The sequence below is a fragment of the Pelomonas sp. Root1444 genome, assembly GCF_001426885.1.
Lineage (GTDB): Bacteria > Pseudomonadota > Gammaproteobacteria > Burkholderiales > Burkholderiaceae_C > Pelomonas.
The window spans coordinates 328,455-340,735 of record NZ_LMFP01000001.1 but is presented as its reverse complement, the minus strand read 5'-3'; the positions used below and the strand labels follow the sequence as shown (position 1 = coordinate 340,735).

Sequence of the window (12,281 nt, the reverse complement as noted above, 5' to 3'; positions counted from 1 at the left end):
GTCAGGGTTTCGTGATCAGGGCGTAGAAGAAGCCGTCCAGAGGCGGCCCGGCGTTTCCTTGGGAGGCATTCTCGGCCACGGGCAGCAGATGGCCCGTGAACCCGGGCACGGCGTGGGACTTCGCGCCGGGCTGGCGTTGCAAAAACGCGTCGAGCTGGGCCTGGCCTTCGGCGCGGAAGACCGAGCAGGTCGCGTAGACCAGCCGGCCGCCGGGCGCCAGCAGCGGCCACAGGGCGTCCAGCAGCTCGGCCTGGATGCGGGCCAGCGCGGCGATGTCGTCCGGCCGGCGCAGCCAGCGCACGTCGGGGTGGCGGCGCACGATGCCCGAGGCGCTGCAGGGCGCGTCGAGCAGGATGGCGTCGAAGGGTGCGCCATCCCACCAGGTGGCGCTCTGGCGGGCGTCGACGGCCTTCAGCGTCGCGTGCTGGCCGAGGCGGTTGAGCGTGTCCTGCACGCGGGTCAGGCGCTGCGCGTCGGCGTCCAACGCAGTCAGCTGCAGGTCGGGCTGCAGTTCCAGCAGGTGCGCGGTCTTGCCACCGGGCGCGGCGCAGGCGTCCAGCACGCGGGCGCCGGGCTTCAGACCCGCGCCGATGACGAGCGGCGCGGCCAGCTGGGCGGCGGCGTCCTGCACGGACACCCAACCCTCGGCAAAACCCGGCAGGGCCGACACCGGGGCGGGCTTGTCCAGCACGACCGCCTGCGGCGTGGGCGCGCCCAAAAGCCGGGCACCCATGCCGAGGGCGGCGAGGCGCTGGACGTAGTCGGCCGCCGTGGTGCGCTGCGCATGCACGCGCAACGTCATCGGCGGCGGCCGGTTGTTGGCGGCCAGGATGGCCTGCCATTGCGCCGGCCAGTCCAGGCGCAGCTTTTCTATCCACCACGCCGGGTGGTTGAAGGCGCCCTCGGGGCTGCGCTCGGCGGCGGCCACCAGCGTGTCGCGCTCACGCAGGAAGCGGCGCAGCACGGCGTTGATGAAGGCGGCGCTGGCCGGCGCACGCAGCTTGGCCGCGTGAACGGCCTGGTCGACCAGCGTGTGGTCGGCATAGGCCGGTTCGGGGTCGGGCCACAGCAGGGCCAGCGCGGTCAGCAGCAGCGCATCCACCCGCGGCGGTGGCGCCTTGGGCGCGAGCTGCTTGCGCGCCGCCTCGGCCCCGCCCAGGCGGCGCAGCGCCATGAAGGCCAGGGCCTGGGTGCCGGGCCGCAGGTCGGCGGGCACGCGGGTCAGCAAGTCGGTGAGGGAGCGGCCCTCGCGCACGCCCTGCACGGCATCGGCGGCCTGGGACAGCAACCGGTGCAGCGGGGCGGAAGCGCCGGACGAAGGGCTTTGGGACATCGCGCCAGTGTAGAAGTGCCCTTTCGGCCGAGAATCCGCCGCCATGAACGCCCCCGCCCCCGACGCGCCCGTCTCCGAACGCATCCGCTACCGCCTCGTGTCGGCCGGCTGCCGCCACCATGCCAACGACAACATCGCCGCCTTCATCGAGCCCGGCGAGCTCGATGCGCTGCAAGCCGAGGTGCAGGCCAGGATGCAGGAGGTGCTGAAGAGCCTGGTCATCGACACCGAGAGCGACCACAACACCCAGGACACCGCCAAGCGCGTGGCCAAGATGTTCGTGCGCGAGGTCTTTGCCGGCCGCTACGCCGAGACACCGGCGGTGACCGAGTTCCCCAACATCAGCCGCTTGAACGAGCTGATGATCGTGGGCCCCATCACCGTGCGCAGCGCCTGCTCGCACCACCTCTGCCCCATCATCGGCAAGGTGTGGATAGGCATCATGCCCAACGAGCACTCCAACCTCATCGGGCTGTCCAAGTACGTGCGCCTGACCGACTGGATCATGAGCCGCCCGCAGATCCAGGAAGAGGCCGTCATCATGCTGGCCAACGAGCTGGAAACCCGCGTCAAGCCCGACGGCCTGGCCGTCGTCATGGAGGCCGACCACTTCTGCATGCACTGGCGCGGCGTGAAGGACATCGAGGCGGCCATGACCAACAGCGTCATGCGCGGCGCGTTCCTGACGGACCCGAATCTGCGTCGGGAGTTCCTGTCCTTGATGCCGAAGAAAGACGCCTGATCTCAGACGAAAGCGCGTGTATTCGCCCGAGCGCCGGGCCGCTCCCAAGCCGGCCCGCCAGGGCGATGTGCTTGAGGCTCAATGCCTCAAGCATCGCCGTCCCCTCGGGGGACCGACTGGTGTCGCCGCGTTCAGCGAGCGACAGCGGGCGAGGGGCTCACAGTGACCTTGCCTCGCTGAACCCGTACAGGTTCGCCAGCACCCGCGTCGGGAATTGCTGCAGCGCCTCGTTGTACTGGCTCACGGCCTGGTTGAAGACCTGGCGTGCGAAAGCGCGCTGCCGTTCGATGAGCTTCAGCTCGCTGACCAGCGCATCGATCTCCGTCTCGCTGCGCAGCTCGGCCTGGTGGTCCAGCAGGGACATCAGCCGGGTCAGCGCCGCCGCATGCAGCGCGCTGGCGACGGCCAGGCTGCCGACCGGGTCGGGTGCCCAGGGCTTGGCGCGCGACGCTTGGGCCGCGGCCTGCGATTCCGCCTGGGCGCTGGCCAACGCGTCGAAGGTCGCCTGCTCGCTGGGCAGCCGCGGCGCGACCGCGGCGAGCAGCTTGTCGCAGGCTTCGGAGCGTGCCTTCAGGTGCGCGTCCAATTGCGCGAAGGCCTCGCCGATGGCATTGCGCAGCGACATCAGCCGGTTGTAGGCGCCGACGCCCCAGAAGAACAGCAGCGCCGCCGCAGCGACGCCGATCCACTGCCACGTCGTCATGCCGCGGCCTGGTAGCGCGCGAACCCCCTGGCCCGCAGCGCGCAGGCCGGGCAGTGGCCGCAGCCATGTCCCCAGTCGTGCAGCTCGCCGCGCTCGCCGAGGTAGCAGGTGTGGGTCTCCTCGACGATGAGCTTCACCAGCGCCTCGCCGCCCAGCTGCTCGGCCAGGCGCCAGGTGGCCGCCTTGTCGATGAACATCAGCGGCGTCTCCAGCGTCATGGGCGCATCCAGGCCCAGGCTGAGCGCGACCTGCAAGGCCTTGAGCGTGTTGTCGCGGCAGTCCGGGTAGCCGGAGAAATCGGTCTCGCACATGCCGCCCACCAGCACGCTCGCGCCGCGCCGGTAGGCCAGCGTCGCGGCGAAGGTCAGGAACAGCAGGTTGCGGCCCGGCACGAAGGTGTTGGGCAGGCCGTTGGCCTGCAGCTCGATCTCGCGTTCGCTGGTCAGAGCCGTGTCGCTGATCTGGCCGAGCAGGCTCAGGTCCAGCAGGTGGTCGGCGCCCAGCCTGTCGGCCCAGTGGGGGAACTGGCGCGCGATCTGCGCGCGCACGGTGTTGCGGCAGTCCAGCTCGATGCGGTGGCGCTGGCCATAGTCGAAGGCCAGCGTCTCGACCTCGGCGTAGCGGTCCAGCGCCCAGGCCAGGCAGGTCGTGGAGTCCTGGCCGCCGGAAAAAAGCACCAGCGCTTTACGTGTGTCGGTCATGGGCGGGATGCTACCTTTGCCACCCCTTCGGCTCCCTGGCAAACCCCATGCGCCACGTCCCCTTTCGATGGCTCGCCGCCTGCGTTCCCGCACTCGCATTGCCGGCGCTGGCGACGGCCCAGTCGCGCATCGACGAAGTCCTCGTCTACCCCGGCGGCGCCCAGGTCACGCGCCTGGCCACGGTGGCGGCGGGTGCCAAGGCGCTGGTGCTGAACTGCCTGACGGCCCGCTTCGACCCCGACTCGCTGCAAATCGACGCGCCCGCCGGCGTCAACCTCGGCCCGGTGCAGGTCGAGACACTGCCGCGCGAGCGCGTGCCCGATTGCGGCAACGGCCCCCTGGACGAGCAGGTGCGCAAGCTGGAAGTGCAGCGCGACCTGCTCTCCGCGGAGGCCAGCGCACTGGAGACCAGCTTGGGCTACCTGAAGGCCCTCGGCTCGGGCGAGGCGCGCTCGACGCCCGCCACCGGCATCGCCGCGACGGCCGACAGCATCCGCAAGGCGGCGCAGGAGGCGGTGCTGAAGCAGCTCCAGCTGCAGCGCCAACTGGCCGACCTGGACAAGCAGCTCGCGCCACTGAAAGGCGAGCGTGACCGCATGACCGCCGCCAATCCGCAATGGCGCAGCCTGCGCGTGCGGCTGTCCACTGCGCGCGACGTCGAGCTGAAGCTGAACTACCGCGTGACGCAAGCCGGCTGGGCGCCGAGCTACCGCGCGCTGCTGGACACGGCGAGCGGCGCGCTGAACCTGGAGCGCCTGGCCCAGGTGTCGCAGCAAAGCGGCGAGGACTGGAAGAACGTGCGGCTGCGGCTGTCCACCGCCCAGGTGGCCCAGAAGGTGGGGCAAGGCTTGCCCCGGCCGTGGCAGCTCGACCTCGCTGTCCCGCGCCCGCCGGCACCCGCGTTGGGCGTTGCCAATGAGGTCGTCGTCACGGGCCAACGGGCCGCCCTCGTCAGTCGTCTCGCCGCCGAAGACGCAGTGGGCAAGCTGGAGAGCTTCGACCTCGGCGTGTTCGAGGGCAGCCACGCCACCGAGTTCGTGCTGCCGCTGCGCGTCAACATCGACAGCGGCACGCAGCGCGCCAGCCTGACGCTGGGCAGCGAGAAGCTGCAGGCCAAGGTGCTGGCCCGCGTGCAGCCGCAAACCGAGGCGGCGGCCTACCTGGTGGCCGACGCCGCCAAACCGGCCGGCGCCTGGCCACGCGGCACCGTGCAGCTGGTGCGCGACGGCGCGCTGGTGGGCAACAGCACGCTCAACGTCGCCACCGGCGAGGAACGCCTGGAGCTGCCCTTCGGCCGCGACGACGCCGTGCGCGTGCAGATCGAACCCGAGCAGCGCAACGCCGCCAACACCGGCTTCATCGGCGCGCGGGCCGAGCATCGGATTGGGCGGGCGTGGGTCGTCGAGAACCGCCACACGTCGGCGGTCACGTTGCAGTTCATCGAAACCGCGCCGGTGTCGCAGCACGAGGACATCAAGGTGCAGGCCCAATTCAGCCCCGCGCCCACGACGCAGGCCTGGCGCAAGCAGCCAGGGCTGGTGCTGTGGGAGCTGCCACTGGCTGCGGGGCAGAGCCAGCGGTTCACGGCGGAGTACGTGGTCAGTGCGCCGAAGGAGGCGCAGGTGACGGGGTTGAGGTAGGGCGGGTCGCGACCCGCTATCTGTCACGCCGTTCCAGGCGCCGGACTCGATTGCTGGCGGGTCAGACGACCCGCGCCCCCGGCTGCGTCGAGAGATTGCGGGCCCGACGGGAGCGGATTGTTTGCTCCGTGTCGGGCCGGCCACGCGCCGGTTGTGCACAACGCATTGCGCGCCGACCGCCAGGCATCACGCGCAGGTGATCATCACGCTGTGATCGTGCGAGAGGTCGGTCGACGATGTGACCGTCACGCTCTGCCCCGCCTTCAACGCCGCCAATTGCGTCGGGCTGAGCGTGATCGTGTGAGCGTGGGTTGAACTGCCCTGAATGCTGTAGCTGAGCGCGCTCGTCGAATTGAGGTCTGCCGCCTGGATCGACAGCGAGTGCCCGTGGTTGCCGGAGATCGCCGCACCGGTGGAACTGCAACTGCTGAGACCGTTCGGCGCTGGGGTGGCGGCGCCGTCGCTCCCGCCGCCACCACAGGCCTGCAGCAGCAGCAAAACCGTCCCGCCCGAGGCGGCACCGAGAAAGCCCTTGCGAGTCATCTTCGTGTTCATCAAACCACTTCTCCTTGGCCGCGCGGGCCCCGCATGCAGGCCGATGGGCCTGCGTTCATGCTCAGTGGGTACCGAAGCGCGTGCACAAGGTTCAGATGTTCCGAAATTTCACGGCCGAGCGATGGCGCTGTGCGGGGCTTGCAGCTCGAACCGTTTGTGATTTGAAGAGTAGAGCGGGTCGCGACCCGCTCTACTCGGCTGTTCGGCTGTTCGGCTGTTTCAAGGGTCCCCTTTGGAGGAGCCGAGAAGCGCAGGACGGCGAGGCGTGCGCGCAGCGCACTTCGTCAACTGACTCCGCGCAGCGGTTTGACCGCAGCGTAGCGAAGGGAGTTCTGCGCGGGCCTCGCCGTTCGAGCATCGCAGGGAACCCGGAGCGAAGCGAAGGGCGACGGAACAGGGGCGACTTTTTGCCTTCTTTTTGGTCGCTCAAAAAGAAGGTCGCCCGCCGGGGCGAACTCCCGGCATCGGCCTCACACGAATGGCCGCTCGCTGATCACCACGATTCGTTGGGGTTCACTGCGTTCACCCCAACCTGCCGAGCTGGAACTCGAAGGCCCGAGCTTCCGCGATCCGAGACGGTCTCGAAAGGGGCCGCAAACACCGCAAAATAACCCACTCCACAAGGTCCTTCGAGACGCTCTTCGGCACCGGTCCGACTGGCCGCTATATGCCGACTCCGGGTGGCCGGATTACGCCGACTCCTGACAGCGGGGTGTCTTGCATGGACGGGATGCTACCTTTGCGATCTCTAGCTCCTGGCAAGCCCATGCTCCAATCCGCCTGATGCATGCGCCGCATCAACTTCTGAGAGGTCTCACCGCCCTCATGCTCCTCCTATGCGCCGGAGCAGCGCACGCTATCGGCGATTCTGGCGGCTGTACCCTTGATCGCATCTGGATCGACACGTTGAAAGACGGCACACCGGCCGCACTGGCGACACAAGTCAGCACGCGGACCGAGCGCGCTTGGAAAACATTGGCGCCGCGGGAGCGCAAGCTGCTGTCGTCGACACCGCGCGCGCTGCAGGAGTGGCAAGCCTTACAGAAGAACAAATTGCTGAATGGCAGCAGTGTTGGCTGCGCCGAGGGCGTACCCATTGATCGTGCGATTCTGGGCGGCAACCTTGAAGTGCTGCGATGGTTGTTGCAAGAAGGTGCAGACCCCAACGGCCCGAGCGGGCTAAACACGGTTTTTGACCGTTGCCCCTCGGCACCATCTCGGCGCGGCGGAACGTTTGACCGCGAGCAAACCGCGGCTCTCTACAAACTTCTGATTGCCCATGGCGCCGACATGAACGGCACGCAACCGGAACTGAACTTCCGTGCTGGAAATGCGCTGACGTCCTGCCATTCTCTTGACATGCTGCAGCTATTCCTTGACATGGGCATGAACCGCTCGCCACAACATGGAGACGTCAGAGTTCTAAACGCACCCTTGCAAAGCGCGGTATGGGCCGCGTTGAGCGACCCTGGGCACTTGGACAGAGTGCGCGTTCTAGCTCAAGGCAACGCCAACGATGTACGCGGTACGGAGATCGAATCGCGGCTCTACCGCTACTGCCGGTACTCGGCAAGGTGGGCGGCGAACTGCAAATTGCTTGAGCCCCTGCTGCGTGTCAGCCTAGGCACCTGGCCAGCGATGGCGCCGATCGCTGGGAACACGCTTCCCGCGGATGCCTTCAGCGCCCATCGCGAAGCCTGCCACTTCCCGGAAGTCGCCTTTGTCAAAGACTTCGAGATCGCCGTCGTAACGCGCAGCAGGGGCATCGCCACAGGTATGACATTTCCTGGCGCCTCCGAAGAAGCACGCGAGGTTCAAATCATCGTCAATTCGCCAGGCAAGCCCGTGTTTCTTGTACTCAGTGCACAAACACCAAGGATCTGGTTGATACGGCACACAGCGGGCACGCAGATCATGGCGGTCGTGATTCACCGTGAGCTTGCCAACAAGTCGGCGCCCCAGGCGGTGCTTGGCCTGGATAAGAAAACCTTGCTCGCGAACGTCCATTGCCAGGTCGATTTCACAGACGACGGTCATATGGATGCGCGTGACCGCCGTCGGCAACGAAACGATTCTTTGGACCCCTTCGACCGTGGACTGCCGTTCAAGACCTACGGATCGACGTCAGCCGTCGACGCGATTGTGGTGGGCGAACCAATGACGGCCTCCACCTGGCGCTCTGTTTCGGCTGCTCCGACCGCAGACCCGCGTGCGTTGGGTCTTCAAGATTTCCGTTTTGCTCCGAAGGTGATGCCCACCGGCCGCTAAGCACGGAGGTCATGGCTGGTGCAGAGCGTCTCAGCCGTACGGGCACCAGCACATCCCCGGCGGCTCAGCCCCTCACCTCACCCTGCCCCAACACCACCCACTTCATCGACGTCAGCCCCTCCAGCCCCACCGGGCCGCGGGCGTGGAACTTGTCGGTGGAGATGCCGATCTCGGCGCCCAGGCCGTACTCGAAGCCGTCGGCGAAGCGCGTGCTGGCGTTGACCATCACGCTGGCCGAGTCGACCTCGCGCAGGAAGCGCATCGCGTTGGGGTGGTTGGTCGTCAGGATCGCGTCGGTGTGGTGCGAGCCGTAGCGGTTGATGTGCGCAATCGCCTCATCGAGTGAATCGACCACCTTGATGCTGATGACAGGCGCGAGATATTCGGTGGACCAGTCTTCCTCGGTCGCCGCCACCGCGCCGGGTACCAGGGCCAGCGTGCGCAGGCAGCCGCGCATTTCCACGCCCTTGGCCTTGAAGATGGACGCGATGCGCGGCAGGAAGGCCGGCGCCTGGGCCACATGCACCAGCAGCGACTCGGTCGCGTTGCAGGGGCTGTACTTCTGCGTCTTGGCGTTGTCGACGACCTTCACCGCCTGGTCGAGGTCCACCTCGGCGTCGACATAGCTGTGGCAGTTGCCGTCCAGGTGCTTGATGACGGGCACCTTGGCCTCTGCCGAAATGCGCTCGATCAGCCCCTTGCCGCCGCGCGGGATGATGACGTCCACCCATTGCGGCTGGCTGATGAGCAGGCCCACGGCGGCGCGGTCGGTCGTGTTGACAAGCTGCACGGCGGCGCGCGGCAGGCCGGCTTCTTCGAGCGACGCACCAACGATCTCAGCCAGCGCGAGGTTGGAATGAATCGCCTCGGAGCCGCCGCGCAGGATGCAGGCGTTGCCGCTCTTGATGGCCAGCGACGCGGCCTCGATGGTCACGTTGGGGCGGCTCTCGTAGATCATGCCGAACACGCCCAGCGGCACGCGCATCTGGCCCACGTTGATGCCGGTCGGGCGGCGCTTCACGCCGGTGATCTCCCCGATGGGGTCGGGCATGGCGGCGATCTGCTCGCAGCCTTCGGCCACGGTGGCCAGCGTCTTGGCGTCGAGCTTGAGGCGGTCGCGCAGCGGGCCGCTCAGCTCGGCGGCGCGCCCCAAGTCGCGGGCGTTGGCCTCCGCCAGTGCCGGGCCGGCCTCGCGCAGCCGGCGGGCCAGGGCCAGCAACGCGTTGTTCTTGGCGGCCGTGGGCGCGGCGGCCATCAGCGTGGCGGCAGCGCGCGCGGCGCGGCCGAGGTCGTCCATGTAGGCAGTCAGGCTCATGGCAGCGATTGTCCCAAAGGGCCGCGCGCCGGCGCTTCGTGAACGCCTTAGGCAGCCTTACTCGACGTCCAGCGTGTACGTCACCGCCTGCGACATCCCTGGCAGGATGCCGCCGAAGTTCAGCGTGTAGCGGCCCTTCTTGAGCGGACCGAGCGCCACGTAGAAGCCATTGCCGGCCGCCCGCGTGTCGTCGTCATCGGTGATGTTGAAGCAGCGTCGCGTGGCCTGGCGGTGGGCCGCGAGGCCGTTGAAACGCTTGCCGTTGACCTCCAGCACCAGGGCCGTAGGCGCGGGCGTCAGTGCGGCGGCGCGTTGCTTGAGCGAGGCGCAGGACTCGTCGGCGTCGTCGGGCTCGAAGGTCACGTAGTTGATGAGCGGAAAGAACAGCGTCTTGCCCGCCGGCACGCGGCAGCTGCGGATCGTGCGCGCCGTGCCGTAGGTGCCGGCCAGGAACCAGACCGGGCCCGACTGGCCGAAGGCGCAGAAGCGCCCGTCGCGGTCGGCGACCGGGCTCTCGTCGTCATCGAAGGACAGCGCCCAGCGCCACCAGCGCTTGGACCATTCCTCCTGTGAGGCGCCAGCGATGGCCTTGGCCGGCGGAATCAGCGGCACGGTCTGGGCCCGGGCCGGCTGGGCGGCAGCCAGCAGCAGGGCCGCCGCGAGGGTGAAGGGGAACTGCATCGAATCTCCGTGGCGCGTTGTTTCAGCCGCCAAACATCATGCGGCGCGCGACGGCGGTCTTCAGCGGCGTGGCCAGCTGCAGCCCCGCCAGCGCCAGGCCGCGCAGCGCCGGCAGCCCCGGGAGGCGCCAGGCGAAGCTGCGGGCGAGGAAGTCGGTCGCCGCGATCATGGGCCAGCGGTCGGGCGCGCGCTGCCAGTCGACGCGGGCGAGCACGGCGTCCAGGTCCTGGCCGGCTGCAGTGGCCGCCTCTGCCCATTCCCGCAACGCGTCCACCAGCGCCTGGGCGTCGCGCAAGCCGAGGTTGAGCCCCTGGCCGGCCACCGGGTGCAGCGTCTGCGCCGCGTTGCCGATGCGCAGCGTGCGGCCTTGCAGCAGTCGCGTCTCGGCGTTCAGCCCGAGCGGGAAGCACTTCAACGCCGAGATGCCGGTCAGCGTGCCGGCCACGGCGGGTAGTTGCTGCTGGATGACGACCAGGCGCTGGGCGTCGGTGAGCGTCGCGATGTCGTCCTCGGCCTGCGGCAGGCACCAGACCAGCGCCGCGCGCGCGCCCTGTGCGTCGTCCGGCAGCGGCAGCAGCGCCAGCGGGCCGTTGCGCGTGAAGCGCTCGATGGCCAGGCCCTTCAAGCCGGGTGCGGCCAGGCGCACGCTGCCGACCCAGGCATTCTGGTGGTAGTCGCTCGCGATGGCCTTGCGCTCCTGCTCGGCGAACACGCCGCCCTCGGCCACGACGGCCAGGTCGAAGCGCTCGGCCAGGTGCGCCTCGCCGCTGTCCAGCTCGACACCGCCCGCGTCGGAGCGGATCGCGTTCACCGGTGTCGCAAAGCGCGTGAAGAGGCGCTGCGGCGCCCGCGCGGCCAACGCCAGCCAGCGCTGCTGCAGCGGCGCCACCAGTGCGCCGTAGGGCAGCACGGCGCCCAGCTGCGGCGTGCCCAGGTCGGCCGCGCGTATCCACACCTCGCCGGCCACCGGCGCGGGCGGCGCCTGGCTGACGTGCACGGTCTGGATGGCCTGGGCCACCTCGGGCCGCCACGCCGAGAGCCGCTGCAGCAGCCGGATGCTGCCCAGGTTCAGCGCCAGCGTGCGCGCGTCGCCGCTGACATCGCGGTCCAGCGGGCGGGTGTCGAAGAGGTGGATTTCGGCGACCTGGTGGTCGGCCAGGCGCTCCGCGGCCAGCAGGGCGAGGGCGAGGCCGGCGGGGCCGGCGCCGATGACGGCAAGCTTCATGGCCGCAACGATACCCGCCCGGCCCGCAGGCGCATGGCAACCGGCTTAAGCTGCCGCCCTTCCCTCCCCCCCAACAGGACTGCCCCGCCATGCAATACCGCCGCCTCGGCCGCGCCGGCCTCCAGGTTTCCGAACTCTCGCTCGGCTCCTGGGTCACGTACCACAACCAGGTCGACACCAAGGCGGCCACCGAGATGCTGGCCGCGGCCTTCGACGCGGGCATCAACTTCTTCGACAACGCCGAGGTCTACGCCCAGGGCGAGAGCGAGGTCGTCATGGGCCAGGCCTTCAAGGCGCTGGGCTGGAACCGGCTGGACTACATCGTGTCGAGCAAGTTCTTCTGGGGCCTGGCGCGGGACGGCGTGACGGTCAACCGCAAGGACACGCTGAACCGCAAATACCTGATGCAGGCGGTGGACGCGTCGCTCAAGCGCTTCCAGCTGGAGCACCTGGACCTGATCTACTGCCACCGCCCGGACCCGCACACGCCCATCGAGGAGACGGTCTGGGCGATGAGCGACATCATCCGCCAGGGCAAGGCGCTGTACTGGGGCACCAGCGAGTGGTCGGCCGCCGACATCCGCGCCGCCTGGGAGATCGCCGAGCGCCACCACCTGCACAAGCCGGTCGTGGAGCAGCCGCAGTACCACCTGTTCCACCGCCGCCGCGTCGAGCAGGAGTACGCGCGCTTGTACGACGACATCGGCCTGGGCCTGACGACCTGGAGCCCGCTGGCCTCGGGCCTGCTGACCGGCAAGTACCGCGGCGGCATCCCGACCGGCAGCCGCGCGTCGCTGGACAGCATGGCCTGGCTGCGCGACCAGGTGCAGGACAAGGCCAAGAACGACGCCGTCGGCCGGCTGGCCGAGATCGCCGCCGAGCTGGGTTGCGACACGGCGCAGCTGGCCATCGCCTGGGCCAACCGCAACCCGCGCGTGTCCACCGTCATCCTGGGCGCGAGCCGGCTGGCGCAACTGCAGCACAACCTCGGCGCGCTGGCCGTCACGCCCAGGCTGACGCCGGACGTCGTCGAGCGCATCGACGCCATCACCAAACCCCTCGCCGGCTGAGGCCGGGAACGATTCACATGCACTGAGGGCAAGACCCGGCCGGCCGGG

The 12,281-nt window shown here is 69.0% G+C and carries 11 protein-coding genes; 4 read left to right on the top strand and 7 right to left on the bottom strand.

All coding sequences use genetic code 11. The annotated features are described in order from the left end of the window. Position 1: 1 nt before the first annotated feature. Positions 2–1,333, bottom strand: a complete 1,332-nt coding sequence (gene rsmB / locus ASD35_RS01415; RefSeq protein WP_056873115.1) for a 16S rRNA (cytosine(967)-C(5))-methyltransferase RsmB — start codon at positions 1,331–1,333, stop codon at positions 2–4. A gap of 43 nt (positions 1,334–1,376) precedes the next feature. Here rsmB and folE point away from each other — a divergent pair, with 43 nt between their 5' ends. Beyond that, the gene (folE, locus tag ASD35_RS01410) at positions 1,377–2,075 is read left to right on the top strand and encodes a GTP cyclohydrolase I (RefSeq protein ID WP_056873114.1); all 699 of its coding nucleotides are present in this window, start codon (positions 1,377–1,379) and stop codon (positions 2,073–2,075) included. A 157-nt stretch (positions 2,076–2,232) separates the two neighbouring features. On the opposite strand, the gene ASD35_RS01405 is transcribed toward folE, so the two are convergent. Then, complete coding sequence (locus tag ASD35_RS01405; RefSeq protein WP_056873113.1) at positions 2,233–2,778, bottom strand: LemA family protein; 546 nt, start codon at positions 2,776–2,778, stop codon at positions 2,233–2,235. Continuing rightward, positions 2,775–3,479, bottom strand: coding sequence for a 7-cyano-7-deazaguanine synthase QueC (queC, locus tag ASD35_RS01400; RefSeq protein ID WP_056873112.1), 705 nt, complete (start codon positions 3,477–3,479; stop codon positions 2,775–2,777). Before queC ends, ASD35_RS01405 begins: the two co-directional genes overlap by 4 nt. A gap of 47 nt (positions 3,480–3,526) precedes the next feature. Between queC and ASD35_RS01395 the strand changes: the two genes are divergently transcribed. Next, entirely contained in the window at positions 3,527–5,119 is a 1,593-nt protein-coding gene (locus tag ASD35_RS01395; protein WP_082579810.1) for a DUF4139 domain-containing protein, read from the top strand. Positions 5,120–5,305: 186 nt separating this feature from the next. Here the strand turns inward: ASD35_RS01395 and ASD35_RS01390 are convergent, their stop codons facing one another. Beyond that, positions 5,306–5,674: a hypothetical protein gene (locus ASD35_RS01390; protein ID WP_056873110.1), complete on the bottom strand. Its 369-nt coding sequence runs from the start codon at positions 5,672–5,674 to the stop codon at positions 5,306–5,308. 783 nt (positions 5,675–6,457) lie between these two features. Here ASD35_RS01390 and ASD35_RS26905 point away from each other — a divergent pair. After that, entirely contained in the window at positions 6,458–7,942 is a 1,485-nt protein-coding gene (locus ASD35_RS26905) for a hypothetical protein (protein ID WP_157275299.1), read from the top strand. A gap of 64 nt (positions 7,943–8,006) precedes the next feature. On the opposite strand, the gene ASD35_RS01380 is transcribed toward ASD35_RS26905, so the two are convergent. The 3 genes from ASD35_RS01380 to ASD35_RS01370 are packed head-to-tail and all read right to left on the bottom strand — an operon-like array spanning position 8,007 to position 11,163. After that, on the bottom strand, positions 8,007–9,257 hold the full coding sequence (locus ASD35_RS01380) for a glutamate-5-semialdehyde dehydrogenase (protein ID WP_082579809.1): 1,251 nt from the start codon (positions 9,255–9,257) through the stop codon (positions 8,007–8,009). Between the two features lie 57 nt (positions 9,258–9,314). Next, a complete protein-coding gene (locus tag ASD35_RS01375) occupies positions 9,315–9,938 on the bottom strand; it encodes a hypothetical protein (protein ID WP_056873107.1) in 624 nt (207 codons plus the stop codon). Positions 9,939–9,960: 22 nt separating this feature from the next. Further along, positions 9,961–11,163 carry an FAD-dependent monooxygenase gene (locus ASD35_RS01370; protein WP_056873106.1) on the bottom strand — a complete coding sequence of 401 codons (1,203 nt, stop codon included), beginning with the start codon at positions 11,161–11,163 and terminating at the stop codon, positions 9,961–9,963. A gap of 89 nt (positions 11,164–11,252) precedes the next feature. Between ASD35_RS01370 and ASD35_RS01365 the strand changes: the two genes are divergently transcribed. Further along, complete coding sequence (locus tag ASD35_RS01365; protein WP_056873105.1) at positions 11,253–12,233, top strand: aldo/keto reductase; 981 nt, start codon at positions 11,253–11,255, stop codon at positions 12,231–12,233. Positions 12,234–12,281 lie beyond the last annotated feature (48 nt).